The organism is Streptomyces sp. NBC_00289 (assembly GCF_041435115.1).
Lineage (GTDB): Bacteria > Actinomycetota > Actinomycetes > Streptomycetales > Streptomycetaceae > Streptomyces.
In genome coordinates, this window is the sequence record NZ_CP108048.1 from 49,185 (window position 1) to 74,096 (window position 24,912).

Here is a 24,912-nt window from a genome sequence, read left to right on the forward strand (position 1 = left end):
TCTCCGCAGGTGAAGGTTATGCCTGGCGACTCTCCAAACCAACGGGATGCCCCGTTCGGCACGCCACCGTCAACACTTCACCGACGCTCACCCGCAGGCCGTACAAGTGAAAAAGGCTCCAGGTCAGCCACTCGCGGACGGTGTCGGCCTCGGTGGTCGACGGGCACAGCACCCACGGCGCCGACAGCCGACGGTCGGCGAACACCGACTCCAGCGCGGCCCTGCGCCGCCGATAAGGCCAGCTGGTCGTATCGGTGCCCGACAGCCGCAGCAGATCGAAGGCAACGAAATGGGCCGGCCACTCGCCCGCGGCCCGGGCCGCCTGGGCGCCCCGGCGCTGGAGCCGGTGCTGCAGCTGCTCGAAGGCGAGCCGGCCCGCGGCGTCCCAGACGACCAACTCACCGTCCGGCGCGGTCGCGTCCGGCAGCTGCGCGGCCTCGGCCCCGATCTCCGGGAACGCCGACAGCATCTCGGTGCCGCGCCTGGAGCGCAGCACGACCCGATCCGCGTCGATGGAGAGCAGGGCCCGGAAGCCGTCCCATTTCGGTTCTGCGGCCCATCCGGGCCGCAGAGTGGGGTTGGGCACGGGGGTGGCGAGCATCGGCCTCTGGCAGCGTCCAGGTCACAGGCCCATGTCTCACCAAGATCGTCCGTCCGCAATCCGGCGGCGCACGTACCCCGACCACGGGCCTGACCACGGTCTGGGCACCCCCGCCTGTCACCCCGACCACAGCAGGTCAGCGCGTTGGGGCACCTCACTGGCCTTGCGCATTATTCGCACATGCCCCTGGTCTCCTGACCGCCCGGGGCGGTGTCGTTCGCCCGGCCGGCGGGCCTGACGGCTATGTATCGGGCTGCTGGCGTAGATCCAGGAAGAAGCGCAGCCGGATACCGATCTCGCCTGGCTCTCGCATGGTGGCGTCTGCCGGTGCGATGACGCATCGTGCGGCGAGCAGCTCCTGGACGGCGAAGGCGGTGGCATCGTCGGCGGCCGCGATCTCCACCACGGCCAGACCCGGCTCCGCCGGGTGCGCCTCATTGATCGGTCTCATGCCCGCCACAACGCGGCTGAAGCGACGGCAGTTCGCAGATCCGTGCTGCTTCACCCGACCGAGCTGGTGTAGCGCTGCGGGGGTGACGCACCAGCTGGATATGTACGTGGGCACAGCCGGGCCCCAGTTCCTCTACGGGCCTCACCCTGCCCGAAGTACGCGGGGGAGTGCTTCGGGTAGACATCGTTGGTTGCCGAGCGCGTCTACGGTCGGTTGCTGGTGAAGCGGACGTGGTGCCCCAGTTCTTCTGGACGGGTCCATGCACCACTGGCACAAGGACAGGCCGCTGGCGCCGTACTTGTGGGTGTGGCGCTGGCAGCCAGAGCACAGGCCGACCAGGCCGCTGGAGCAGGTGAAGGTGGAGGGGTCGGGCTCGCTGATCGGCGGTGGCGGGGGAGCGGCGGTCAGCGGGGTGTCCTGTCGCGGGTGTCGGGCGGGTGGATCACCGCGACGGAAGGGGCGGGGTGCCGGTCAGTGCATCGCGGTGGGGGAGGCCGGGCCAGCGGGTAAGTCGGGGATGTCCAGGGCGTTGTCGGGCTGGCAGTGGCCGCAGGCGCGCACGTCGGCGGCCAGGAGTCGGCGTGCTTCGTCGCGGGGTATGGGGCGCCGGCGTTTGCCTGCCGCGTAGCAGCCGCCGATGTGGACTTCGATGGGCGGGCGGCCGGCGCCGATGCCGAGCTCCACGATCCAGTCTGGCTCTGCGGGCCGGTTCGTACAGCCGTGTTCCTGTTCGGCCTCCCGCTGCTGGACAGCGGCGATTTGGCTGTCGATGCGCTGCAGCCACATGGTGTGCCACACCCGCAGGGTGAGCAGCCTGGCGAGGTCCGGCGGCAGGTCATCGAACATGTTTCCGATTCTAGGTGTATGGGCCACCACATGAGCCATCACCCGGCGCGTGTCCGCCGGTGTCGCTTCACTGAGTGGCCGCCCTGCCGGCACAACACCCCGACGGGGCGAAACCGTGGTCGGGGTCATGGTCGGCCTCCAGCGTTCTCCCTGCGTTACTCCTGAGATGGGCAGAAACTGCGCATCGGTGCGCTGGGGCCGTGGTCGGTCAGCGGCGCGGCGAGGACGGAGATCTCGCGCTGGAAGCCGGAGGGGGCCAGGTGGCGGGCGGCCACGTGCAGGCCTGGATGCGGCTCTCCACTCCGGTGAGGCAGCTGCCCCGAGGATGAACAGGACTCTGGGGGAGGGGGGAGTGCCATCGCGGCCTGGGCAGACTGGTCCTTTCAGGTGAGGTCGGGTGGGTGTCGGCGACTCCTGAAAAGTGGTTCTGGATCACTTTCCGTGCCAGGGCCACGGAGGGTCACCGAAACCGAGATCATGAACCCTCGTGACTGACGCGCTCCTCCAAGACCTTTGGTTCCACCACGCTGATGACGTCGTGCTCGACGCCATCGCCGTCCGCGGCGAGTTGGTGACCGTCCAAGCCGCCGCGAGGTCCGGCCGAGCGCCATGTCCGGGCTGCGGGACCAGCTCGACACGGGTACACAGTCGCTACGTACGCCGCCTGGACGACACTGCAACTGGTCAACGTCGCGTGATCATCGAGTTACAGGTGCGCCGGTTCCGCTGCCACCAACAGGCCTGCTCCAAGGCGCCGAGTTGATGAACAACCGCCACGGACACCGGCTCAAGGACTGGATCGCACAAGTGCAGGCCGACTCGATCCCGGCCCTGCGGACCTTCGCGACCGGCCTCGAACAAGACCTCGACGCCGTCGTCGCCGGCCTGAGCCTGCGCTACAGCTCCGGCGCCGTCGAAGGCCACAATAACAAGATCAAGATGCTGAAGCGCCAGATGTTCGGCCGCGCCAACTTCGACCTCCTGCGCAAGCGCGTCCTGCACGCGTGGGCTTGGCGCACAGCGCGCAGGGGCGGTCCTGCCAGCGGTCGAAGTGCCGACTGTCGCGCCAGTCCAGGAGGCTGCCGGGAGCCGGGACCAGTCCCGGCTCGAACAGCGGCTCCTTGCGGGGGTCGGTCATCCGATGGTCAGGTGGGTGCCGGGGCGGCCGGGGCGGCGTCCGTGCACCGTGGGCGTGTAGGCGTCCTGCCGGGTCGCCGTGTAGCCGGCCGGCTTCTCGCGGGTCTTGACGCGGTACATGGCCATGTCGGCGCCGCGCAGCAGGCGGGCAGCGCCGGCCGTCTCGGGCAGGTCGATAGCGCGCGCGATGCCGATCGACACGGCCGGGTGCAGGGGGTGTCCGGCGTGGTCGAGGGGCTGCTCCAGCTGCTTGAGCAGCGCGGCGATCTCCCGCGCGGTCGCGGTGGGCGGCAGCAGAACAGCGGCGGCGAATTCGTCGCCTCCCAGGCGTGCGGCGATGCCTCCGCGGGCGGCGGCCCATGCGCCGATGCGATGGCCGGTGGCGGCGATGAGGGTGTCGCCGGCTGCGTGTCCGAGGCTGTCGTTGACGGCCTTCAGTCCGTCGGCGTCGGCGACCAGGACGTGCAGCTGCTCGCGGCGTGTGCGGGCGAGGCGTTCGGTGCGGTCGGTGAGGGCGTCGCGGCCGGGCAGTCCGGTCAGCGGGTCCTTGCGGGCGGCGTCCAGCTGGCGGCGCACGCGGACGTTGTCGGCGAGCAGCGCGGTCAGCGCGAGCGGCACGGTGGCCGCGATGATCAGTGTGCGGGACCGCTGACGTAATGCAGTGGGGGCGGGCATGATGGCTCCTGTTCTCGCCCTTCGGGGCGGGGCATGAGGAAGGCGCACCCGGTGCTGTGCAGGCGGAGGGTGCGCCTTTCGCGTTGATCATTCGATTCCGGTCCGACCGCAGGTCGGGCATGCTGGATGGTGCTTCTGTCTTGTGATGGGGATGGGAGCGCCCGGGGCGGTCGATGCGCCTTGCCGATGCTGCGGCCGTCCCGGGTCCCGCTACCGCCAGGAGCTGGCGGGGCCGATGTGCGGCACGGTTTTCACGCTGGCGCAGTCGAGCGGGTCCCGGTCGTCGTGCGGGGAGCGGCCGCAGGTGGGCCGGAGCTCCGTGAGGATGTCCATGAGGACGTCCTCGGAGTCGAGGCCGATGTCGACGTAGCCACGGCCGCACGTACACGGCACGATCAGGGTGAGCACGTCACTCGCACCGTCGGCCTCGCTGATGCGCAGCGTGTGGTGCAGCCACAGGCCGCCGTCCAGCCACGCCACCGCCGACGCCTCCCACCCGCGGCGACCGGCCTCGAGGACAGCCGGATACCCGTGCCACGCCACCGCGTCGACGACCTGCTCGAGGGAGTAGGCGTAGACGTGGTGCGCGGCCGCAGTCTCGGCGTCGTCGCGCTGCTCCTGATCGGTGGGGGCGCCACCCTCCTGGTCGGCGAGATCCAGCAGGTAGGCGAGCGGGGAGTCCGCGCCGTACGCGCGGGCTGGGCTGTGCAGGGTGTCCGTCATTCGGGTCTCCCAGTCGGTTCGTTGTGCCGGGCCGGACTGTCCGGTCCACCGCCCGGCCCCGCCCACGCCAGTGACAGCACTGGATAGAGCGAGGCGGGAGGGAGGACCGTCAGATCAGGGCACTGGCGCCAGCCAGCAGGAGCAGGGCGAGAGCGGCGAGACTCAGGTCGACCGCGCGCAGCTGGCGGTACTTGCCGACCGCAATCCGGGACAACACCCGGATACGGGCGGCACGAGTGTCGCCCTGCATGCAGGCGACGATCTCGTGGTCGTCGTCCAGGCCGGCCCACGGAAACGATGCGCGTCCATCGCCGCCCAGGCGGGGCCGGACCACCAGGAGCAGCAGGACAGCGGCCGCGGCCAGAGCCAGGACAGCGACCTCACCTAAGGCCCGGGGAGCGGCGGCAGGTGCGGGTCGGCAACGGACGCGAGGCCGGCCAGGACGGCGCCGTTGAAAGCGAGCAGCAGGGAGGCCTTGCCGTCGGTGCGGGCGGAAACGCCCGCCACCGTAGCGCAGGCGGCGTCCAGGTTCTGGTCCGCGTCGACGGTGGCCGTGTCGAGGCCCGCCGTGGCGGTGGGCGCGGATGGGGTGCGGGAAGACCAGGCAAGAGCCATGGGTGACTACTCCTTCGGCCAGCTCGTTGATCAGGCGGCGAGGTGATGGGTGGTGTCAGCGGGGAGGGTGTAGGTGCCGGGGGCGGCGGGGGTTCCGTCGAAACACTCCAAGCACATGCCGAGGGTGCGCAGCGGCAAGCACGCGTCATAGCGTCGGCGGCACCGGGGACAGGTCTGTCTCGCTGCCATCGCGCGATCGAGCGCTGCTTCCTTGGCCAGCGTCATCGGCCGTACCGGCTTCGCCAGGTCGATGCGGTAGAAGTAGGCCACCCTGCGGCCACCGCGCCAGGTGACCTCCACGACGGGGTCCTGGCCGCCGGGGCGCAAAGACCCAAAGCACGTAACTGGCGGCGCGTGGCTAGCCCTTTCGGGGCCTGGCCCCAGTCGTAACGGGAACCGGTCGATTCCGTCGTCGTAGACGTCGACGTCGACCAGTTCCTCCTTCGGCCGGCTACCCATCACGCACTCCAGGTGCCGGGCAGGCGGTCGGGGCGGTGCGGGTAGCGGGGGCCGGCCGATCCGGCGGCGCGGGCGGGAAATGAGCACGCGTGATCTCCTCCAACAGGTTGGGCGGGGCAGCACTGCGCCCGCCGGCGTTTTCGTCGGCGGGCGCGGAAGGCGGGTGGGGCAGGTGGCCGGGCGGCCTGTTCGGTCCTCGCAAAACCGCGCCGATCGGGGCAGGGCGGGAGCCAGGCGGAGCACCTGGAAGGTGAGAGGACAGGCTGACGGCCCGCACCCGGGAAGGGGGCGGGCCGTCGCCGCTAGAAGGGAGATTGCGTCAGTCAGGAGGCAGCTCGTCTCCGGTTTCTGCGTCGTAGGCAATCCCGCTCGGAGACAATCGGACGCTACGGAAGTCTGCCCGCGAGCCTTCCTTCCAGCTTTTTCCGCCGATCGCGATTCGCACTGTCACGTCCGCGAGCGGGTCCTCTACCGGAAGCGAAAGCTCAGGGGTCTTGGGGTACCACCTGTCATCCCCTCGAGCACTTTGAGCGCTTTTCCCTGAGGCATCGATCCGCAGATACTTGGCGTTGCGGTCGAAGTAGGAGCGCAGTTCCACTACGACGTGGTCCCTGGCGCTGTTCCATTGCGCCACCACGTCCGCGTGAACGCCGTCGATGCGGACTGCCGCTCCGGACCGTCCCTTGTACGCGGCGGCTTTCTGCTGGCGCTCCTGGGTGTGCTGTTCATCATTGGCGTGCTGCCACACGCCGACTGCCGTGATGGACAACGCCGCGATAGCAGCGACGTAGGGCCAAGCCCGCCGACGCGTCGGTGCGGGCTGCCTCTCGTCAGGAGTCAGCAGGGCGGGTGCGGGCGGCTGCGGCACGCTATGCCAGGCCGGGGACGTGCTGTCGCCGCTCTTGTCGAACCAGTCCGCCTCGTTGCCCATGCGGGCGACGGTAGCGCGCAGTTGCGCTGCCTGTCCGGGGTCACCGCGCAGTTCTGCCACTTGCGCACGGGTCTCCAACCACGCAAGTGCCTGGGTGGAGTTGAGGCCGTGGGAGGTGATGTCCTCTCGCTCGCCGACGGCAGCCAGTTGAGCGGCCTCGTCGAACCGGCCGGCCAGCGCGGCCTTCAAAACTGTCTCGTGTCGGGCAAGGCCGAAGTGGCAGATGTCGATGACGTTGGACGGCATGTCCCAGTCCCAGGCGACGGCGCCACCGATCTCCGTCTGTGTCTCATCGTCCTGCTCGATCTCGATGCTCAGGGCCTGCTGCGCCTTGCGGCGGCGCGAGGATGTGTCGGTGAGTGTGGCTTCCTCTTCGCTGAGGACGGTCTGGATGATGTCGACGTGGTCCGGACCGACCTTCCATACGGCCTGTCCCGGATCGAGCGCCGGGATCTTTTCGACAGCCCAGGCGGGCAGACCGAGCAGTGAACCGACGATGGCCGCCTCTTCGGGACCGAGGCGTCCGACGTGGGCGATCTCGCACAGCCGCGCCAGGTCCTGCGCCCTGCCCTCACCGAGGTCGGACAGCGTGTGCATCACCACGTCCAAACTCAGCGCGGCCTTGCGGGAGTTCTTCAGCAGCCGCTGGATCAGCTCGCTCGTGGCTGGGGACAGCAGAATCTGCCACGCCTCCTCGAGGACCAGGTGCCGGTGCACGGCGGTCGACTGGCGCAGCCACACCTGCTCTGCCCAGCACGACACCGCGGCCATCAGCGACGGAATCGCCGGGGAGTTGCGGTCCAGGGCGGAGAAGTCGAAGGACAGGATCGGAAGGTTCGTCTCGGGGAGGCTCGCGTCCTGGCCGTCAAACAGGCCGCGGAGCGAGCCCTCCGTGTAGCGGGACAGGGCGATCGCTGCGCCCTCGCCCCACTCACTGAGCTTGGTGGCGGGCCACCGGCCGTTTTCAGGGGTGACCAGGGCGTCCACCAGACCGGTCAGCGATGTCGCCTTCGGGTGGGTCAGCGCGTGCTGGAGTGCGTGAGTGGCCTGGTGGGTGAGGGCGCCGGGCTCAACAGCCAGGATCAGCGAGCGGATCAGCTGCTCGCGGACCCCCGGCGGGAAGAGCGTGCTGACCGGGTTGAGGGTGAAAGTGCCGGCCTCGATGACTCTGCCTCCTAGGGAGCGGACCAGCGGCGCCCATTCGCCGCCGGCACTGTCCTCGCCGAAGGAGTCGATGATGACGGCCTGGTGGGCATGGTGGAGGATCTCGCGTCGGATCCGCGCCTTCGCCGTCGAGGACTTGCCGGAGCCGAGACCACCCAGGGCCAGGCTGTTCGTGGCGGGCAGGACGGCCGTGTCGGTCAGCACGGGGGAGAGGTGGAAGAGGCGCCCGTCCAGCAGCGACCGGCCGATCGGAACGCCGGGAAACCGGGTGCTGGACGCGACAAGCGGCGCCGTGATCGCGGCGTGGTTGGAGGGCAGGCGGATCATCAGAGGATCGCCCCTTTCCTGGTGGAGGCCCCGTGCGGGGTGGTCATCACGTGAGCGCGGTGCTGCTGGCCAGCGAGCCAGTCGAGACGGATGCGGTGCCGGTCGGCGGCGAGAGAGGCCTGCCAGCGGGCGTCGGTGACAGCCTCAGGGCTGTCGCCCCACACCGTCAGGTAGGCGTCGATGTCCACGAGCGTCGCGCCCTGGACCAGGGCGCCATGGGTGGTCCCGCTGGCCAGATCGTGGGCGTCCTGCTTGACCTTGTCGGTGGTGAACGCCTCGCTCGCGGCGCGCTGCCACTTTGCGGATCGGCGGGACTGGCCTACCGGCAGCGGCCGGTAGAGGACGGCGAACGAGCGGTCTGCGTCTGTGCCGAGCAGCATCTTCGGCATGAGGTCGCCGTCGGTTTCCTCGGGCCAGGACGTGATCCGGGCCGTGGCAGCGAACCGTCCGTCGTCCAACGCGACCCAGCCCGCGCCGCGATCGGCGATAGCAGGGATTGGATCCGGCGTGATGGGCATGAGGGCGCCGAGCGCGGCGAACTCACCCGCGAGCGTGTCCAGGACACGGTCCGGCTGACCGGCCAGGCCCTTGGGCACGTGGACGGAGACCGTCTGCGTGTGGGCGGTGTGATCGCCGTTCGCCGCGTGATGGGTGACGTGGACCTGGACGCCTGCGCTGCGGGCCTGGCCGCCGGCGAACGCCAGCGCCCGGGAGAACTGGTCGTGGAACGCGGTCCGGCGCTGTTCGTCCTGCATGGTGCCGTGGTCCGGGTACACGGCCCACGTCGCGGTGGCGCCGGGGCGTCCCGTCATCGTGTTGGGCACCGTGCGTTCGCGCAGGTGCCGATAGCCGACAGCCGCCCATCGGCTGAGCGAACGCGGGCCCGGCGCGATGTTGAGCAGCGCGGCGGCCGCGCCGACCGCGCCGAACGTCCACACGGGTGGTGGGGTGAGCATTGCCGACATCAGGACGGCGCTCCCGAGTCCGGCGTTCGCCTTCGTCAGCAGCGTCTCGGAAGGGCTGAGTCCGCGCTGTACAGCGGGGATCCGGTAGCCGGGAGTCAGGGAGTACACGAGCTCTCCTTCGAGGTTGGACCATCCGGGTTCCGGCCTCGGCGCCCACCCGGATAGGCGGGCGGGCGTCGGGCCCGGGAGACGGACGGGCTACGGGTTGGTTGTCTGGCCCGGACCTGGTGGCGGGTTCGGGGCAGCACGCCGGGGGCCCGGCGTGCGGGGTGGGGTGGTCCCGGCCGCCGGGGCGGCGGGTCCGGGGGTCTGCGGCTGGACAGCTGTGCGGGCCTGCTGGCGTGCGCGGGTGATCTCCGCTGTGCGGGCTGCGCGTTCACGGACCTGGGTGATGGTGGATGCCGTGGTCAGCTGGCCCTCGCGCTTGCGCTGGGTGACGCCGTACGCGGCGAACAGCACACCCCGGTCCTGATGGACCGCACGGCCCGGCGTGTCCACCGTGCGCAGTCCACGCGGCGCGTTCTCGCGCTCGTAGACGTCCGGGGCGCCGGCCCGCACGACCACCCGGGCGAGCCGGTTGTCCGTGCGGCGTTCCACCAGCGACCGGGCGCCGCGGGCGACCTTGGGACCGAAGTAGGGCACCCCATGGAAAATCATCCGCAGCATCAACGCGTCCGCAGCAACCAGCAGGACAGAGTCGACTACGAGCGAGCCCTGGGCCAGCTTCACGAACGGTGCGAGGAGTAGCAGCGCGAACGGGGCGAACATGAGCCCCAGCAGCCTCCCCGCCCATGCCTTGACCGCGGATGTGTCGCCCCCTCGTGCCAGCGACGCCAGCACGAGGGGAGCCATGCACACGAACACCAGGATGCCGAGCTGGCGGGTCATGAACACCAGCGCAGCCAACGCCAGGGCGACGACCAGAGCACTGAAGATGATCAGGAGTGCGAGGGGGTTCCCCGCGTCCGCTCCATGCTCCATGTCGGTGCTGATCGCGCCGAACAGGGTGGATTCGTCGCTGGCGAACGCGGCCGTGAACGCGGCACTCACGGCCCGGTTCAGCAGCATCACCACCCCTGGGATCGACGCCATGCCGGCCACGGCGGCCAGAGACCACCCGGTGGAAGCGCCCATCTGCTTCAGGCGGGGTGCGCCCTGCCAGGCGGTCAGGGCGCACACAACGACCACGCACACGAAGATCGCAACGGCCAGATGCTGACCGAGCCAGAGGAACTGCGCGTACACGCCGCTGTCGGCCTTCGTCGGCGCCCACGCGTCCTTCGGTGCAACCAGGCCGTTGATCTTCTTGATCAAGCTGTCAGCGAGACGTCTGACGTGGTCGGAGGCGCCGTCGGTGAGGCCACTGCTCCCGCCGGCGCCGGGAGAGCCGCCCCCGCCGCTGTGGTCGCTGACGCAGTATTCGTAGCCGGGCGTGCCCTTGAGGGCGTCGCATGGGTCCTCTTGCAGGTACGCCATGCGCGTCAGCCCTTGGCTTCGGTGACGGTGGAGAACAGGGTGTCGCCGTAGAGCGCGAGGATCACGGCGACGAACAGGGTGCCGATCGCCATGGACCCCTTCCTCAGGGCGCCCTTGGGGTCGTTGGACAGCTGCAGCAGCATCCTGACCGCGATCACGGCGATCACGGCGGCGATGCCCTTGGTGACCAGACCACCGCCGGTCAGGCCGATCGTGTCGAAGAAGTCCTTGAACCCGCCGCTCATGTCGACGGGCTTGGCGAGGGTCGTGAACTTAGGCATGGGTCAGATCTCCCTGTTGTGGTGGGGTACGGGGCGGGCGACGGCGTAGAGGTCGGTCATCGTGTCCATGGGGTCGATGCGGACGTTCGTGCCGGGCCGGGGGGCGTCGATAATCCATCCGCCCCCGATGGCAATTCCGACGTGGTGAATGCTGGTGGGACTGGCGCCGTAAAAGACGAGGTCTCCGGGGCGTACATCTCCCGGCTTGACGGGTTCGGATGCGGCGTACTGCTGGGCTGCCGTGCGGGGCAGGCTGATGCCTGCTTTCGCGTAGGCGTAGAGCGTGAGTCCGGAGCAGTCGAACCCGGCAATTTTCTTTCCGGAGTGCCCATTGGGGGAGCAGCAGATTCCCGTGCTGGGCCCGCTTGGATTGCCGCCACCCCATGAATACGGTGTGCCGAGCATTCCGCTGGCCGCACTGATGGCAGCGGCGGCCTGATTTGTGGTCGCGGTCGCTCCGCCACCTGCGGTTTTACCGGCCAGTGCGGAGATCGACCTGACGTAGTTCTGTGTCTCTTTGTAGGGAGGCACGCCACCATATTTTTTGACGGCGCCGGATCCAGCGTTGTAGGCGGCGAGCATGTTGCTCTGCGCATTGCCGGGAACGCCTTTGACATCTTTGGCGATGTCGCAGAGATATTTCGCGGCGGAGGGGATCGCGTCTCCGGGATCCCACACGTCGCGTTTACCGTCGCTGTTTCCGTCGATGCCGTGGTTTTCCCACGTGGACGGCATGAACTGCGCGACACCCTCGGCACCCACAGGAGAGCTGGCTTTCGGATTGAAGCCGCTTTCCTGTGTGAGCAGGGCGCCGAGCAGGTTGGGTGTGACTTCGGGGCAGGTATTTCCTGCGTCCTGCACGAGGGACCGGTATTGGGCGGGGATGGACAGGCTGAGAGCGGCTCCCATGACGGGGTCGTCGCCGGCGGCCTGGACGAGCGCGGCCGCGACGACGGCCACGATTGCCCCGATGCCGATCGTGGTGGCTACAGAGGCTCGCAACGCGGTTTCCCTCCTTCCTGACGTTTTTGATCATTTGCACTGGTCAAGACCGTCACGAGGGACCGCCGGGGGACCGTCATGGCACCGGCATGCGCGAGGCGGCATGCCGGTGCCATGACGGTGGTTGACGGTGCTGTGACGGTGGTCTGCCGGTGCCTCGTGACGGTCACGAGCCGGATTTGGCGGCCTTGATGAGGTCGGCCAGCAGGTAGCCGCGGCCCTTCCCTGTGCGGCTGGCGGAAACACCGAGCAAATTGCTCAGTTGCTTTCCGCGCTCGGTGGCGTCGTCCTCATGGATGCCGAGTGCGGGCGCCAGTTCTGCCGTGGTCATGAAATCTGCCTCGTTGCTCCGCAGCAAGGCGATTGCCTTGGTGAGCGGAGATTCCGGGATCGCTTCGATCGCCTGTTTCTGCCTGTCGATCACTTCGTCGACTACGTCCCAGATGAACTGATCCTCGAAGTTGAATCCGCGGAGCAGCGTGGAGCGTCCCTGGGTGAACAGGACGGCCTGGCCCTTGATGTCCGGGTCCAGGAGCGCCGGATTGATCGGCGCGACCGTCTCGAAGTAGGTGTCCCCGAGGGCGACTTTGGCCGTTCCGGACGATGCCACGTACAGGCACAGCCGGTAGAGGAACTGATCGCGGACCATGACCGGAATGGCGTTCGTAGACGGACGCTGGGTCATGAGAATCGTGGAGATCCCCGATTCCAAGGATTTCGCGACCAACGAGCGGGTCTTTTCCGCGATCCGCCGGGCGTCTTCCTTTCCCTCCTTGGATTCATCGCTGGTGAAAAAGTCGGCCGCCTCATCCACGATGAAGATGACCGGCTTGAACTTCGGCAACGGCTTCCGGTCCTGGACGGCTTCCTTGATTTCCGCGTAACGCCTGTCCGAGCGGCCGTTCAGCTCATCGACCATGTCCTCGTAGACGGCAGGATCGTCGGACGACTCGTAGCGGAAGGCGGCTTTTTCGAACCGGGTCAGTCCGCAGAACTTTCCGTCCAGCAGATACAGTTCGAAGTCGCCGTAGGCGATCAGCAGGCAGGTGATGAGCCCGTTGATCAGGGTGGTCTTGCCCATCTGGGTCATGCCGGCGACCAGCATGGACGCCTTGTCGAACGTGGGCACACCGGCCAGCTGGCCGGTGACGTCATGCCCGAGCGGCACCCCCGCGAACGTCACGATCTCCTGCCGGGTCGGGGCAGGGAACGGGTGGGTGAACGGCGGTTCGTGCAGCTTGAGGAGCTTGACGCGCCGTTCGTTGTCCCGGCTGCGCTCCATTTTCAGATGCAGGCGGGTCACGCCGAACATGCCGGCCACCGTGCCCAACTTCTTCTCGACGTCCTCATAGGTACGCCCCTTGGGCACGAGGAAGTCGTAGAGGCTGCCGGTCTGGACGTCGGTGACGGTGGCTTCGTCCTGCCGGATGACCTGGTCCCGGCCGATCGCACCAGCCGTGGTCAGCGCAGCCGTCAACTCCGGATGTACCGGGACGTTTTCCACGGCCGCCTCAGCCTCACCGGCCGATGCCGTGGACGATGACGATTCCTGCTTCAGAGCTGCCGCCGGCGCCTTCTCTCTCGCCCACATCGCCTTGAAGAGGGCCTTGGTCCGCCAGGCGGTGTAGCCGAGCGCGACCAGCGCGCCGGCGGTGAGCAGGACGGTGGCCGGCCAGGACAGACCGAGCTTGTCCTTGATGGCGGCGAGGATGCCGAACGCGATCGCGAGGGTGCCGATCGCGCCTGCCGCCTGCCCGTACCCATCGTCAGCGGCCATGGCGCTGGCCTGCTGTTTCTTCCTTCCCACATGCTCTCCGTGGTGGTCGTGAACACGGGCGCCCCCGCCACGTGTTCGGCTTCTGCGGGTGGTGTGGTGCTCGCCGGGTCTGCTTGCCGGGTCTGCGGACGGTTCCGTCTCGCTCGCCGGGTCACTCGCCGGGTCTGCACCAGGTCGACTGCGGTCGTGCGTGCTTCCGGCAGTCGCAGCAAGGGCCAGCCCGCAGGCTGCGGGCTGGCCCTCACTGGTGGTGCCGGACAGGGATGCTCAGGCTGCGTCTTCGGGCTCTTCCTCCTTGGCCTCTTCCGTCTCGGTGTCAGCCGGGACGTCGGCCTGGGCGTCGCTCTCCTCCTTGGACAGCAGGGCTCCCCAGGCATGGCGAATGCGCTTCTCGCTGCCGACGAAACCGGCCTCGCGGTAGTCACCGACGGCCTGGCGGTAGGAGGCCGGCGGATCGTCGCGGTAGCGCAGGTGCCGCAGCACGACGTCCATCTGGGCGTCGGTCAGCGTCTCGCCGGGCTCCGGCGTGGGCACGCCCGTGACGGTTGCGAGCTGCGCGAGCGTGACGGCGTCACGGCCTGCGCCACGGCCACCGTGACCCTCACCGTGACGGTTTCCGCCCGTATCGCCCTGACCTGCGTGACTGCCCTCCGCATCCGTGCCGGATGCGTCACGGCCGCCCGGCAGAGCGAGGGGGTGAGGGCCGGATCCGTCACGGTCGGCCGTGACGGGCAGGGCGGGCGCCGTGGGCGTCCACGTACCGAGCTCCGGCAGTTGGATCGCCGCGACCGAGGTCGGCAGGATCTTCTCGGCGGCAGTGGTCGCGGTGGCCTCCGCCTGCTTGTGCAGCTTCTCGGTCATGGTCTGCTGCGTCTTGAGCTGCGACTTGCGGTAGGCCGTCTCCGCCTTGGCCACTCGCTCTTCCAGCTCGGTCGCGAGCGCCAGCAGCTCGATCCGGTGCGCGGCTTCCGCCTCCATCTCCTCCAGGCGGTCGGCGACCTCCTGCCGCTTGGACTCGATGTGCTCCCGCGTGCCCGCGGACGCCTTCCGGCCCAGGGAGGGCAGCGCAATCCACCACGCGAGCTTGGTCGCGACGATGGCGATCGGCGTGAGCACCATGGCCAGGTCGAAACCGCCGCGCGCGGACATGATCAAGTCGATGGTGGGGATGGCTGCGTTGACGGCCGTGAGCGCGAGTCCGGCGTACTGCACGCGCCGGACACGGCGGGCGTTGTTGCCGGCCAGGATCTCCGTCGCCTGAAAAACACACCACAGGGCGTCCAGAGCGCCCACGGTCGGCACCGCCCACGCCCCGAACTTCGGCTCGAGGATCTGGTAGCTGACAGCCATCGACAGGACGGCCACCCCCAGGGTGACGAACCCCAGAATGCTGAGCACCACCCCGCGCGGGGTGAACTCCACACGCAAGCCTTCCTTTTCCGCCTCTTCCTTCTTTTTCATGGCGTCTCCGTTGTCTGTGCGAGGTGCGTGAGTGTTCGGCTGCCGTGATCCGGGCTCACTCATCGGATGCCTCGAACTGGGCCTTCAGCAGTTCGGCCTCAACGTCGCGGACCTCGCCGCGCTCGATGGCCTCGTAGACGGCCTCACTGGCCTTGAACATGCGGTCCTGGAAGTCGTCAGACACGACGCACCCCACAGCCGTGCGCGTTGGCGGAGGCGGGCCGGTGCGGCGCGACGATCTGGCCGTCGGGCAGCAGCTCGCCGGTGTCGTCGAAGACGATCGCGCCGTTGCAGAGCAGGTTCCAGCCCTGCTCCAGGTGACTGGCGACGACGCGGGCGGCCTCCCGGTCCGGGCTGTCGGCCGTCGGGCACTTCGGGGTGTGCGTGCACAGCGAGGCCGGCAGGCGGGTCGTGCCGGTGGCGGTCGTCGCGGTATCGAACTGGGTGTTGCTACGCATGGGCTCTCCTGCGGGGTGCGGGCCCGAACTCTTCCGGGCTGGAGGCGTGCGAAGGACCGGCCGCCCGTAGCGTGGGCGGCCGTTCGTGACGGTGCTGCAGGGCGGGCGGGGAGTTGCCCGCCGCTCCGGTCCGGCGGGAGTCAGGCGGAGGCGGCCGCGGCGTGCTTGCGGGCGGCGCGGCGCTTCAGGGAGCGGCGCTCCTTCTCGGACAGCCCGCCCCACACGCCCGCGTCCTCGCCCCGCTCCAGCGCACCCTGAAGGCAGCTTTCGATCAGCGGGCAGCGGCGGCAGACGGCCTTGGCCTCCTCGATCTGGAGCAGCGCCGGGCCGGTGTCGCCGATCGGGAAGAACAGGTCGGGGTCCTCATCACGGCAGGCCGGGCGGGGGCGCTCGACAGTGGCCGGAGCTACGGCGCCGTAGTAGGTGATGCGTACGATGGAGCGGTTCATCAGGGCCTCCCAGAAGGTCCGTTCGACAGCCCGGGGATTGCGCCCCCGGGGCTGTTCGCGTGTCTGCGGCCTTATGGCCGCAGAGGTGCGCGGCTGCGCGGCTCCCCTGGACGCCGCCCGGCCCGACTCCGCACGAGGTGCGGGGCCGGGCCGGGCGTGTCAGGCAACCGACAGAGGTGGCGGTGTCGGCTGAGCGGAAATGGCTCAGCGGAACGGGGTCAGCTACAGGCGCCGCAGACCCCGCCGTTCCATCCCTCCAGCCAGGCCCCGCACACGGAGCACTGACCGCACGGAGCAGACGTGAGCCGCGCTAACGCGGCGATCAGACGACGCATCAGCCGGCCGCCTCACGTACGAGGTAGTCAGAAGTCGTCCACGCGCTGCCGACCGGGAACGGTTCGGCGTCTGGACGCAGGACGTCCTTCACGACCAGGGCCCACTGCGCGCAGCGGCGCCGGAGGAGACCGCGGGCGCGCTCGGGGTCACGGATGACGGAGAGGACCTCGAAAGCCCCGTCAACGTTCTGGTAGATCGCTCCCACGTGGCGGGGGCCGATCTGACCGTCGACCACACGGCGGAGGGCTTCGAGCACCATCGGGTCGCCGGGGGTGTGTGCCATCGGCGGGTGTGGCCGGCCACCGGCCGGAGCCGGCTGGTCCGGGGTCCGCTCATGCGGGAGCGGACGCTTCGGCAGCGGAGGCTGGGAGGCAGCCTCGGCAGGAAAGATCAGGGCTGTCATGCTGGGCATGCAGGTCGTCCTTTCGCGAGAGAGACCTGCGACAAGAACCCCCGGGGAGGCACCCCCGGGGGTTCGTCGCATTGAGCCCGCCGTCAGGCGGGAAGTGCGCCCTGCGCACTCCGCTGCTGACCGCGCCCCAAGGACTCGGTCAGCAGCAGGCAGCGCAGGCTGCTGAAGTTGGCGCGGCGCCGTGGGCGCCAGATCTCAACGGGACGCGGACCGCTCGCCACCGGGAGATCCGTCCGGGCGGGTCAGCGGTACAGGTGTGCCGCGTCGTTCTTTAGCGTCGTGGGGATGTCAGCCCTCCGGGCTCTCCGCCAGTAATGAGCACCTGATGGGTCATCGCACGTGCCGACTGCCACCACCAGTGGTGATGACGCCTCACGACGGGTCTCCACTCACATCAGCTGGTGTGGTCACGGCTGTTGTAGCTGTGGTGGATCACGCTATGGAGTTCTCAATCAACGAGCGCTTTCAGACCAGGAACTTCCGAGCGCCACTTAATCGACTTACGCAACTTAACTGATACAGTGCACTGCTCCGCGCGCCGTGTCAACTAAGTTGGTGAAGCTGTCTAAATCAACGAGGGAGCTCTACGATGTGGCTCATGACGGCCGAAGACCTGCAGCCCTATCAGCGAATCGTGCAAGACGTGAAAGACCAGGTCAGGCTCGGCCGACTGCAGAGCAACGACAAGCTGCCCAGCACCCGGGAACTCGCAGACCACTACGGCGTTGCCCCGGGCACTGTGCAGCGAGCACTCGCGGATCTCCGCACAGAGGGCGTCGTCTACTCCCATCAAGGCCGTGGGTCCTTCATCCGGGAGTCGGCCCTCGATGCCGTGGCCGATCCCACTTCCCAGGCGATCAAGCGATTGGAAGAGAAGGTGGCTGACCTGAGTGAGCGGCTGGAGCGACTTGAAGCGGGTGACGGTACGAGAAGCTGACTCGGCGTCACTGTGTCAGGCACAGCCCTCATCGCTCTCGCCTGCCGGAAGGCAGCAATAGAGGCTTCACGATCAGTCCGGTTGCACTGGTGCTGGCCACGGTGGTGACGATGTCGCGGATGACCACGAGGAGCACCGATATGACCAGGCCGACGGTTAAGACTGCGGCCACCCGTATGGCTACGACGCCGGGTCGGCCGCGCGGCCGAGGTCCTGCAGTGGGGCTCGTGCAGGAGCAGTGGTGTCTCAGGGGCGGTCCGGTGAGCGTGAGGTCGACGTGCCGGCCATGCGCGTCGGCCACAGTGTGGGATACGGCGTGCGGAAGCTTGTTCATCTCGCCCTCCTGGGGGTTCCGACTGGTGCCACTCCAGGTGTAGGCGTGATCTTCAGTGACTTCTACGGTTGTCCTGTATCCGTCCGCCGGATACAGGGACTTGGATACATGGAGGGGGCTCGAAGTGGGGCAGCAGCCGAATGCGCTGACGCCGGATCAGTCGCCTCAGCACCGTCTTGGTTACGTGATCCGAGAGTTACGCGAGGCACATGGTCTGTCCATGCGGGAGCTGGCCGCTAGGACGTTCGTTTCGCACTCCAAGGTGCAGCGATGGGAAAACGGCGACCGCCCTCCCAAGGACCTGGGAGAGGTGGAGCTCATCGACCGGGCGCTTGACGCTGGCGGGTTTCTGATCGAGCTGTGGCAGGAGATCGGCCGGGATTCCCAACTCGGCCATGTATCCGATGCGGCGTCCCATGTATCCGATACATCGCTGGACCTGGTCACGGCCCTGTCCCAGGCGGCAGCGTCGGACGGCAAGGGGATCTTCGTCCCTCGACGTCTCGATGATGGAACGGTGGTGCTCGTGGCACTCGATCGACGCGCACTCCTGCGCGCCGGCGCGGGGATTGGTGCAGCAGCAGTGGCTGGCATTCCCATGCCAGCGTCCGCAGCAGCTGCGGAAGATCCCTTCGGGTTCGCGAAAAGCCTCACCGCGAGCTGGCCCGGACTTCGGTTGTCCCGCCCGTCCCCCGAGTTCGGTGTCGACTGGCACGCACTCCTCCCGGGAGGCCGCTCCATGCTCGGCTCCCAGCTCTCACTCCAGGTCCACCCCGCGCGCATCGACGGACGCCGGGTGATCGTTTCTGTACCTGACCAGCGGCGTGCAGAAGAGTTCCTGACGCGGCCCCATCGCGGTCTGCTTGTCGGAGCAGTCAACACCGCAGGTCCCCCGACCTTCTATGCCCTGGACGGCCGCGCTGCCCGCACAAAGCTCACGAGAAGCGGCGGCGTGTACGAAGTCACCGCGCCCACTGCCTACGAACTAGACGACCTCACCTACGGCATCTTGTGGGCCGTCAGCAACTACGACGACGCGCTGCAGGCAGATGACCAGGCCCTTTCCGAGACGCGCAGCGACCTACGGGCGTATGAGCGGCTGTCTGCCTCTGCGGTCAGCCGCGAGGCGGCACCCGGGCTGAACACCGTCGCCCACATGTGGCTCGGCTCAGACTTCTGCGCTCGCCACATCCTGCGCGCACTGCCGGATCTGCCGACGCTACCCGCGTTCTGGACGCGTGAGCAGCGAGGGGAGGAGGCCAGCTCATGGCTGATCTTCGATCACAAATTTCCGTACCTGCGGGAGACCACCACGGCTCTCGGCAGCACAAGCACCCGGGCTTTCTGTATCCCGGAGGAAGTCGTCCGCTCCTCCCCGCGGTATGAACGGATCCTGTTGTTCCTGGCCGTGGCGCTGATGGAATCGCTGGGGATTCATGCCCAGTTCACAGCCGATCCCGCATACGAAGCCGTCGAAGGGTTCGTAGTCGCTCCCGACAAGGAAGCGGTGATCGCCAACTGGGTCCGCGGGGACGGAATGTGGCACGTCGACGTGACAGCCCGGTCCTCCGTCGTCCGGGAGTTCACGATCGCAGCACGCGACGTCAACGCGGACTCGATTACCGCCGCGCCAACAGCCGCTGGACGGCTCCGCGCGCTTGCGCAGTACCTCGAGCTGCCATGGTCCTGGCTGATCGACCGATGCGGCCAGCTCGCCCGGTACGGATCGTCTGGGCTGGTCCAGTCCCGCAGTCGACTGGTCTCAGCAGCTGGCATTGACGCCGCGTGCGCATACGTCGGATCCCTCCCCACCGACCACTGACCCAGAGCACAACCCGACGGACCCCGAAGGGAAGACAGACCATGGCCGACAAGGCCCGCCGCGTCGCGGTGATCTCACTTGGCGGCACCATCGCGATGACCCAAGCGGACAGCGGCGCAACGCCGACACTGTCAGCTGACGATCTCATCGCGGCCGTACCTGGCCTCGCCGAGACGGGCATCGACGTCGAGGTTCGCGACTTCCGCAGGCTTCCCGGCGCCTCACTGGCCTTCTCCGACCTGCTCGAACTCGCCATCATGGTGGAGACGCTCGCGGTCGACGGCGTGGTCGTCACACAGGGGACGGACACGATCGAGGAGACCGCGTATTTGCTGGACCTCGTCACCAGCAGTGACACGCCGATCGTGGTGACCGGCGCCATGCGCAACGCGAGCATGGCAGGGGCAGACGGCCCAGCGAACGTGCTGGCCGCCATCCGCGTCGCGGCCAGCACCGAGGTACTCGGTATGGGGTGCATGGTGGTGTTCGCTGAGGAGATTCACTCCGCGCGTTGGGCCCGTAAGACCCACGCCACCAGTCCCATGGCCTTTACCTCGTACCCCGGGCCAATCGGCTACGTCGCCGAGGACCGTGTGCGGATCACGGCACGCCCCAGCACATCCCCTGCGATCAACCCGCGCGATACCACCCTGCCTGCGCGCACGGCGATTTTCACGGTCGGTCTCGGAGACGACGGAACGCTCCTTCCCGTCCTGGGGGACCACGTTGACGGCCTAGTCGTTGCTGCGTTCGGCGCCGGCCATGTCCCGATGACGTGCGTGGACGCGCTCGGCGATCTTGCGAAACGCAAGCCTGTCGTCCTCACCACTCGCACCGGATCGGGCCCCGTGCTCCGACAGACCTACGGCTTCCCCGGCTCTGAATCCGACCTGCTTGGACGTGGACTGATCTCGGGCAGCACGCTGGACCCGATCAAGGCACGCATCCTTCTGCAGCTGCTACTGATGACCTCCGCCGACAGGGACCAGATCGCCGAGGCCTTCAGCAGCGTCCCGTAACTGTCCCAGCCACCTCTTGGAACCCATCTTGCGTAGCCACGAACTGACGACCGGTCGGACCTTCGCCGTGAACTTCGACCACGGCGACGACTTCTTTCCCACCCTTGACGCATTCTGCCGCCAGAACAACGTCCGGCACGGCTACATCCCGATGTTCATCGCCGGCTTCGCTGAAGCGGAGATCGTTGGTGCATGCGAGAAACTGGAGGACCCTGAGGCCCCGGTTTGGAGCAAGGTCCACTTGTCCGGCGTCGAAGCGATGGGGTGCGGAACGCTCGCCTACGACGCAGAGACGGACTCCGTCCTACCGCACATCCATACCTCGCTGGGGGAGAAGGCCCGCTCAGCCACTGGTCACACCAGCCATCTACTCAGTGCCCGCGTCCAGTTTCTTGTCGAGATGCTCGTGGTCGAGATCACTGCGCCCGTGATGACGCGACCCAGGAACCCTGACCTCTACGACGTACCCCTATTGACCTTCGGGGCGGGAAACGGTGCGTGACCGAAAAACTGACAGTGCCTCAATGCACCACTGAACGCAGCAATCCATGTACAGTTCCGATCACACGTGGGAAGGAGGAGTGATGACCAACCTTTTCGAGGCCGTGGACGACCTACTCAGCCGGCCAGCTGACGTCCTGCCTTCTCCTGAGGTCAGGGCCAAGCTTCGCAAAGCTTCCGGCTTGACTCAGGAAGAAGTCGCCGAAGCTTTCGGCGTACATCGCATGGCTTTCCTGCGCTGGGAGAATGGCCAGTCCATGCCACGCCCCAAAGCCCGTGCCGCCTACCTGCGCCTCCTCAAGGGCTGGGCCCAGCAACACCCGGAGGCTGCTGAAGGCTTCACGCTAGCGGAGGCCGGCTGACGTGGGCGTGTCTAGCCGCCCCCCGTAAACGCGAAGCGGCCCCCGTCGCCACAACGGAAGCCGCTTCCCAACGTTTCGACTCTTGACCCTGCAAAGCTCTCGAGTCGTGAGCAGCGAGGTGACCTCGTCTGCCGGGTGATGCCCGTAGGCCCGTGGGCCTGCGTGGTCACCTATACCCAGAGTATGCGCTCTCGATTGCGCGCCGCCACTACTCCGGGGTCCTGCTAGGTCACATTTGCTGGTCATGGCTCCCCTACCTGGGGAGATGACCCACCCTTGCAAGGCCGTAAAGATCCTTCCGCCGGACCCGATCTGTTCGGGTACGACGCGGGCTCCGACACCAGTCAGCGTGCGGAACTCCTAGGTCCTGATGACGATGACGGTTTCTACACCAGCCAGCTGCACGACTGGATTCCGTTGTGCCCGCAGCTGCGGGACAGTGGTGTGCGTCTGTACTGGATCATGCGTGCGCTGGTGATCGAGAAGCGCGGACCGGTGCGGAAGCTGACGCTGCTGCAGCTGTGCCACTTGTTGCCGTCCAAGCAGATGAAGCCGGGCGAGCAGGCGCAGCCGTCGAGTCTGGCCCGTCTGCGATCGCTGCTGTCGGAGCTGTCCCAGCTGGGGCTGATCAGTACTCCGGAAGGCGGGTTGATCAAAACGTCGAGCCGTGCGAGCGCGTCGGGGGCGCCGCTGCGGATTCGTATCAACGACAGGCCTCGCCGAGGCTATGACGGCCCGCGGAACGCTTTCGCACTCCTTGATGAGGTGCGTCAGCCTGCCGCGGAGGCCGCGGAGCGTGCTGTTCGTAAAGAGCGTGAGCGGGCCGCGCGCAAGCGGGCGCTGAGGGCTGACTGTGCGGGCCAGATTTCTGGCCCGCCCGATGAAACGGGCCAGATTTCTAGCCCGCGGGGCCAGATTTCTAGCCCGCGGGGCCAGATTTCTAGCCCGGATTCGGGGTCTGACCTGCAGACTCCCGACCCCCCGTTCAGACTTTCCGCTAAGACTTCCCGTTCAGAGAGTGGGGGTTCCGTCCATCCGTCCGTGTCTGTAGGTGAAAGCGCGGATCCCGGCACGGACGGAGGGAGGGACGGAAGCGGCGGCGTCATCGAGGACCAGGAGCAGAAAGCACCCGCGCCTCGGAGGACGGTGAAGGCGAAAGCGGCCGACAGCGCAGCGGCCTCTCCCGGAGAGCGGCTACTGCGCCGTATCGGAAGGCACCACCCAGAGATCGCAGCGGGTCTGGCCATGGGGGCCACGTTGGCCGACCAGGCGCGCGTGGTGACCGGTTTGCTGGCCTCGGGGGTCTCGAGTGAGGAGATCCGCGCCGTGCTCATCGACCGGCCCTACCCGGAGCCGTCCGAGCGCACCCACTCGATGGCCGCGCTGATCGCCGCACGGTTGTCCGCCATCACTCCTCCCCCTCCCCTTCTCAGCGGACAGCTTCCCGCCCAAGCTTTTGCGCCTGCCGCGGACGCCTGGGTAACGGTCAGCCGCGTACTCGAGGCACCGACACCACCCGCGCCGCATCGGTCGTGCGAGGGGGAGATCGGCACCGCGTTCTGTGACCGGCTCGCGCTGCCCGGTTCCCATCTCTGCGCCCGCTGCACCCAGCAGACCGAAGCATCTGCTGAACCCACCGGCCACCCGGACGGCCCGGAAGACTGGCAGCAGGCCGTAGCGGCGGCTGTGTCCGCTGTACAGACCGTCGACGCACCGTGACCTGTCGCAGAAGGGACAGACAATGACGAATTTCCAGGCCATTGACGCCCTGCTCGCGGCCACGGCGCCCAACCTGGCTCCACTGCCGCCTGCCCAGGAGCGGCGCCGGCTGCGCGAGGAGCTGCACCTCTCGCGCGCCCAGCTCGCATCGGCCCTAGGAGTCAGCCCGTCCACGATCGGGGGCTGGGAATCCGGGCGCGACCCGGCAGGCGAGACCCGCGAGAAGTACGCGTACTTCCTCGAAGGAGCCCGCACCAAGCTGGACACGGCCGAAACACAGGCGCCGGCCCCCGCCGACAAACCCGCAGACGCACCGGCGCAAACAGACCAGGCCGTCGACACAGACGACGTCGGCGAACTGACCGCGCCGCAGCCGTGCGTGCTGTGCGGGCAGCCGGCCCGCCACCAGGTCGAAGGATTCCCCCAGCACCTGGACCCCGCCGAGTGCGGCACAGACGAGCCACCCCAGACCGCCACGCCCGCACAGCCGGAGACACCCGCCCCGCAGCACAAGACTCGGCAGCCGGCGGCCGACGCGCGTACCAACAGGGCGGCGCGCGGCGGCGTCAAGGTCGTGGCGGCCGGCCGCCGGGTACAGGCGGCCTCCGACACCGGAGCGGACCCGATCGGCTCCGCCGTGGCGGCCGTCCTCGCGGAGCACGCCGGTGACGTGGAGGCGGCGACGGCCGCGCTGGTGAAGCGGGCGATCCCCGACGCGATGGCCCTGCTCGACCACACGCGTAAGGGCGGCCGCTACGACGTCGTCGCCCATCCGTGGCTACCGGACATCCTGCGCAAGCAGACCGCCCGCGGCGCCGACCAGATCTGGGAAGCCCGCCCCAAATGGACGCGGGGCGAACTCCCGGCCGGCCGCCACGAGGTGACCGCCCTCGACATCAACGGCGCCTACTTGTCCGCCCTCAAGACGCACCTGCCGCTGGGACAGCTCGAACACTCCACCGGCAACGCGCACGACAAGAAGCGCTCCGGCTTGCACCTGATCGCCCCGCCCGTGTGGGAGCACAACGCGGTCCTGCCCAACCCGGTCGGCCAGCGCGACGAACCCGGCCCGCTGTGGGTCACCGAACCGACGCTGCGGCTGCTGCTGCGCCTGGCCGGCCCGAAGTACGGGCTGTGCGACCCGCCCGAGATCCACGAATCGTGGACGTCCGGCTCCACCGAGGGCCTGCTGGAGAAGTTCCGGACCACGCTCCGCGACGCCCGCGACCGCGCGATCAGCCAGGGCGACGAGGTGACGCTGGAGTACGTGAAGGCCATGTACTCCAAGTTCGTGTCCACGCTGGGGGAGTCGAACTACAACAGGGCCCTGTACCGCACCGACTGGATGCACCTCATCCGCTCCCAGGCGTTCGCGAACCTGTGGACCAAAGCGTTCAAGGCCTACGACGAAGGCCTCATGGTCGTCCGCGCCATGGGCACCGACGAACTCCACGTCGTGGGTGACTGGCGGGCGGTCTTCCCCGAGGGCCGCGGCGTCACCGAGGTGAAGGTCAAGGACGTCTACACCATCGGCAGTGATCCACAGCAGCCCGAGAACACCCCTGACGGCACCTCCTAGCGCCGATCACCCGTTCCGGCGTCAATGCCCCCGCCGGGACGGCTGATCGGCCCGCACAAGCCCGTACAGTGATCGCAGACTTGAGGGACCGGA

The 24,912-nt window shown here is 68.2% G+C and carries 27 protein-coding genes and 1 pseudogene; 9 read left to right on the plus strand and 19 right to left on the minus strand.

The genetic code is table 11. From position 1 onward, the window contains the following. Positions 1-16 precede the first annotated feature (16 nt). The 3 genes from OG985_RS49695 to OG985_RS49705 all read right to left on the minus strand — a co-directional run bounded on the left by OG985_RS49695 (position 17) and on the right by OG985_RS49705 (position 1,898). Positions 17-601: a hypothetical protein gene (locus OG985_RS49695; RefSeq protein WP_331718607.1), complete on the minus strand. Its 585-nt coding sequence runs from the start codon at positions 599-601 to the stop codon at positions 17-19. Positions 602-842: 241 nt separating this feature from the next. After that, on the minus strand, positions 843-1,052 hold the full coding sequence (locus tag OG985_RS49700) for a DUF6207 family protein (protein WP_331718608.1): 210 nt from the start codon (positions 1,050-1,052) through the stop codon (positions 843-845). A gap of 471 nt (positions 1,053-1,523) precedes the next feature. After that, on the minus strand, positions 1,524-1,898 hold the full coding sequence (locus OG985_RS49705; protein WP_331718609.1) for a DUF6233 domain-containing protein: 375 nt from the start codon (positions 1,896-1,898) through the stop codon (positions 1,524-1,526). A gap of 571 nt (positions 1,899-2,469) precedes the next feature. Here OG985_RS49705 and OG985_RS49710 point away from each other — a divergent pair. Both OG985_RS49710 and OG985_RS49715 read left to right on the plus strand, forming a co-directional pair. After that, entirely contained in the window at positions 2,470-2,661 is a 192-nt protein-coding gene (locus OG985_RS49710) for a transposase family protein (protein ID WP_371674799.1), read from the plus strand. Then, positions 2,661-2,834, plus strand: a pseudogene (locus OG985_RS49715) (transposase); the annotation flags it as partial. The gene OG985_RS49710 and the pseudogene OG985_RS49715, both read left to right, overlap by 1 nt. A gap of 198 nt (positions 2,835-3,032) precedes the next feature. On the opposite strand, the gene OG985_RS49720 reads toward OG985_RS49715, so the two are convergent. From OG985_RS49720 to OG985_RS49795, 16 genes are all read right to left on the minus strand, one after another. Beyond that, entirely contained in the window at positions 3,033-3,710 is a 678-nt protein-coding gene (locus OG985_RS49720) for a GGDEF domain-containing protein (RefSeq protein WP_331718610.1), read from the minus strand. Positions 3,711-3,920: 210 nt separating this feature from the next. Then, the gene (locus OG985_RS49725) at positions 3,921-4,433 is read right to left on the minus strand and encodes a hypothetical protein (protein WP_331718611.1); all 513 of its coding nucleotides are present in this window, start codon (positions 4,431-4,433) and stop codon (positions 3,921-3,923) included. 109 nt (positions 4,434-4,542) lie between these two features. Further along, positions 4,543-4,767 carry a hypothetical protein gene (locus OG985_RS49730; RefSeq protein ID WP_331718612.1) on the minus strand — a complete coding sequence of 75 codons (225 nt, stop codon included), beginning with the start codon at positions 4,765-4,767 and terminating at the stop codon, positions 4,543-4,545. A gap of 50 nt (positions 4,768-4,817) precedes the next feature. Then, complete coding sequence (locus OG985_RS49735) at positions 4,818-5,048, minus strand: hypothetical protein (RefSeq protein ID WP_331718613.1); 231 nt, start codon at positions 5,046-5,048, stop codon at positions 4,818-4,820. A 30-nt stretch (positions 5,049-5,078) separates the two neighbouring features. After that, positions 5,079-5,348: an RRQRL motif-containing zinc-binding protein gene (locus tag OG985_RS49740; RefSeq protein ID WP_371674781.1), complete on the minus strand. Its 270-nt coding sequence runs from the start codon at positions 5,346-5,348 to the stop codon at positions 5,079-5,081. Positions 5,349-5,826: 478 nt separating this feature from the next. Further along, positions 5,827-7,806 (minus strand): hypothetical protein, encoded by a 1,980-nt coding sequence (locus tag OG985_RS49745; RefSeq protein WP_371674782.1) that lies wholly within the window; start codon positions 7,804-7,806, stop codon positions 5,827-5,829. Positions 7,807-7,928: 122 nt separating this feature from the next. Continuing rightward, entirely contained in the window at positions 7,929-9,002 is a 1,074-nt protein-coding gene (locus OG985_RS49750) for a hypothetical protein (protein WP_331718615.1), read from the minus strand. Between the two features lie 90 nt (positions 9,003-9,092). After that, on the minus strand, positions 9,093-10,370 hold the full coding sequence (locus OG985_RS49755; RefSeq protein WP_331718616.1) for a hypothetical protein: 1,278 nt from the start codon (positions 10,368-10,370) through the stop codon (positions 9,093-9,095). A 5-nt stretch (positions 10,371-10,375) separates the two neighbouring features. Next, positions 10,376-10,651 (minus strand): hypothetical protein, encoded by a 276-nt coding sequence (locus OG985_RS49760; RefSeq protein ID WP_331718617.1) that lies wholly within the window; start codon positions 10,649-10,651, stop codon positions 10,376-10,378. A 3-nt stretch (positions 10,652-10,654) separates the two neighbouring features. Further along, entirely contained in the window at positions 10,655-11,653 is a 999-nt protein-coding gene (locus tag OG985_RS49765) for a bifunctional lytic transglycosylase/C40 family peptidase (protein WP_331718618.1), read from the minus strand. A 166-nt stretch (positions 11,654-11,819) separates the two neighbouring features. Next, on the minus strand, positions 11,820-13,460 hold the full coding sequence (locus OG985_RS49770; RefSeq protein WP_331718619.1) for an FtsK/SpoIIIE domain-containing protein: 1,641 nt from the start codon (positions 13,458-13,460) through the stop codon (positions 11,820-11,822). A gap of 237 nt (positions 13,461-13,697) precedes the next feature. Further along, positions 13,698-14,891 carry a hypothetical protein gene (locus OG985_RS49775; protein ID WP_331718620.1) on the minus strand — a complete coding sequence of 398 codons (1,194 nt, stop codon included), beginning with the start codon at positions 14,889-14,891 and terminating at the stop codon, positions 13,698-13,700. Between the two features lie 55 nt (positions 14,892-14,946). Next, positions 14,947-15,075: a hypothetical protein gene (locus OG985_RS49780; RefSeq protein ID WP_371674784.1), complete on the minus strand. Its 129-nt coding sequence runs from the start codon at positions 15,073-15,075 to the stop codon at positions 14,947-14,949. Next, a complete protein-coding gene (locus tag OG985_RS49785; protein ID WP_331718666.1) occupies positions 15,068-15,283 on the minus strand; it encodes a DUF5999 family protein in 216 nt (71 codons plus the stop codon). The genes OG985_RS49780 and OG985_RS49785 overlap by 8 nt, the downstream gene beginning before the upstream one ends. A 206-nt stretch (positions 15,284-15,489) precedes the next feature. Next, positions 15,490-15,798, minus strand: coding sequence for a WhiB family transcriptional regulator (locus OG985_RS49790; RefSeq protein WP_331718621.1), 309 nt, complete (start codon positions 15,796-15,798; stop codon positions 15,490-15,492). Between the two features lie 334 nt (positions 15,799-16,132). Beyond that, positions 16,133-16,546, minus strand: coding sequence for a hypothetical protein (locus OG985_RS49795; RefSeq protein ID WP_371674786.1), 414 nt, complete (start codon positions 16,544-16,546; stop codon positions 16,133-16,135). A 598-nt stretch (positions 16,547-17,144) separates the two neighbouring features. Here OG985_RS49795 and OG985_RS49800 point away from each other — a divergent pair. The 7 genes from OG985_RS49800 to OG985_RS49830 all read left to right on the plus strand — a co-directional run bounded on the left by OG985_RS49800 (position 17,145) and on the right by OG985_RS49830 (position 24,819). Continuing rightward, entirely contained in the window at positions 17,145-17,483 is a 339-nt protein-coding gene (locus tag OG985_RS49800) for a GntR family transcriptional regulator (protein WP_371674787.1), read from the plus strand. A gap of 518 nt (positions 17,484-18,001) precedes the next feature. Next, positions 18,002-19,639: a helix-turn-helix transcriptional regulator gene (locus tag OG985_RS49805; RefSeq protein ID WP_331718667.1), complete on the plus strand. Its 1,638-nt coding sequence runs from the start codon at positions 18,002-18,004 to the stop codon at positions 19,637-19,639. Positions 19,640-19,680: 41 nt separating this feature from the next. Then, positions 19,681-20,658 (plus strand): asparaginase, encoded by a 978-nt coding sequence (locus OG985_RS49810; RefSeq protein ID WP_331718625.1) that lies wholly within the window; start codon positions 19,681-19,683, stop codon positions 20,656-20,658. A 28-nt stretch (positions 20,659-20,686) separates the two neighbouring features. Beyond that, positions 20,687-21,160: a PCC domain-containing protein gene (locus OG985_RS49815; protein WP_331718626.1), complete on the plus strand. Its 474-nt coding sequence runs from the start codon at positions 20,687-20,689 to the stop codon at positions 21,158-21,160. A gap of 82 nt (positions 21,161-21,242) precedes the next feature. After that, positions 21,243-21,521, plus strand: a complete 279-nt coding sequence (locus OG985_RS49820; RefSeq protein ID WP_371674788.1) for a helix-turn-helix domain-containing protein — start codon at positions 21,243-21,245, stop codon at positions 21,519-21,521. A 276-nt stretch (positions 21,522-21,797) separates the two neighbouring features. Beyond that, complete coding sequence (locus tag OG985_RS49825; protein ID WP_331718628.1) at positions 21,798-23,240, plus strand: hypothetical protein; 1,443 nt, start codon at positions 21,798-21,800, stop codon at positions 23,238-23,240. Between the two features lie 22 nt (positions 23,241-23,262). Beyond that, the gene (locus tag OG985_RS49830) at positions 23,263-24,819 is read left to right on the plus strand and encodes a helix-turn-helix domain-containing protein (RefSeq protein ID WP_331718629.1); all 1,557 of its coding nucleotides are present in this window, start codon (positions 23,263-23,265) and stop codon (positions 24,817-24,819) included. Positions 24,820-24,912 lie beyond the last annotated feature (93 nt).

Excerpts from the sequence above, each read along its gene's own strand:
- OG985_RS49775 (WP_331718620.1), bottom strand. The coding sequence starts at position 14,891 with ATGAAAAAGAAGGAAGAGGCGGAAAAGGAAGGCTTGCGTGTGGAGTTC.
- OG985_RS49700 (WP_331718608.1), bottom strand. The coding sequence starts at position 1,052 with ATGAGACCGATCAATGAGGCGCACCCGGCGGAGCCGGGTCTGGCCGTG.
- OG985_RS49800 (WP_371674787.1), top strand. The coding sequence starts at position 17,145 with ATGACGGCCGAAGACCTGCAGCCCTATCAGCGAATCGTGCAAGACGTG.
- OG985_RS49725 (WP_331718611.1), bottom strand. The coding sequence starts at position 4,433 with ATGACGGACACCCTGCACAGCCCAGCCCGCGCGTACGGCGCGGACTCC.
- OG985_RS49795 (WP_371674786.1), bottom strand. The coding sequence starts at position 16,546 with ATGCCCAGCATGACAGCCCTGATCTTTCCTGCCGAGGCTGCCTCCCAG.
- OG985_RS49790 (WP_331718621.1), bottom strand. The coding sequence starts at position 15,798 with ATGAACCGCTCCATCGTACGCATCACCTACTACGGCGCCGTAGCTCCG.
- OG985_RS49810 (WP_331718625.1), top strand. The coding sequence starts at position 19,681 with ATGGCCGACAAGGCCCGCCGCGTCGCGGTGATCTCACTTGGCGGCACC.
- OG985_RS49830 (WP_331718629.1), top strand. The coding sequence starts at position 23,263 with ATGACGAATTTCCAGGCCATTGACGCCCTGCTCGCGGCCACGGCGCCC.
- OG985_RS49820 (WP_371674788.1), top strand. The coding sequence starts at position 21,243 with ATGACCAACCTTTTCGAGGCCGTGGACGACCTACTCAGCCGGCCAGCT.
- OG985_RS49760 (WP_331718617.1), bottom strand. The coding sequence starts at position 10,651 with ATGCCTAAGTTCACGACCCTCGCCAAGCCCGTCGACATGAGCGGCGGG.
- OG985_RS49720 (WP_331718610.1), bottom strand. The coding sequence starts at position 3,710 with ATGCCCGCCCCCACTGCATTACGTCAGCGGTCCCGCACACTGATCATC.
- OG985_RS49735 (WP_331718613.1), bottom strand. The coding sequence starts at position 5,048 with ATGGCTCTTGCCTGGTCTTCCCGCACCCCATCCGCGCCCACCGCCACG.
- OG985_RS49705 (WP_331718609.1), bottom strand. The coding sequence starts at position 1,898 with ATGTTCGATGACCTGCCGCCGGACCTCGCCAGGCTGCTCACCCTGCGG.
- OG985_RS49755 (WP_331718616.1), bottom strand. The coding sequence starts at position 10,370 with ATGGCGTACCTGCAAGAGGACCCATGCGACGCCCTCAAGGGCACGCCC.
- OG985_RS49695 (WP_331718607.1), bottom strand. The coding sequence starts at position 601 with ATGCTCGCCACCCCCGTGCCCAACCCCACTCTGCGGCCCGGATGGGCC.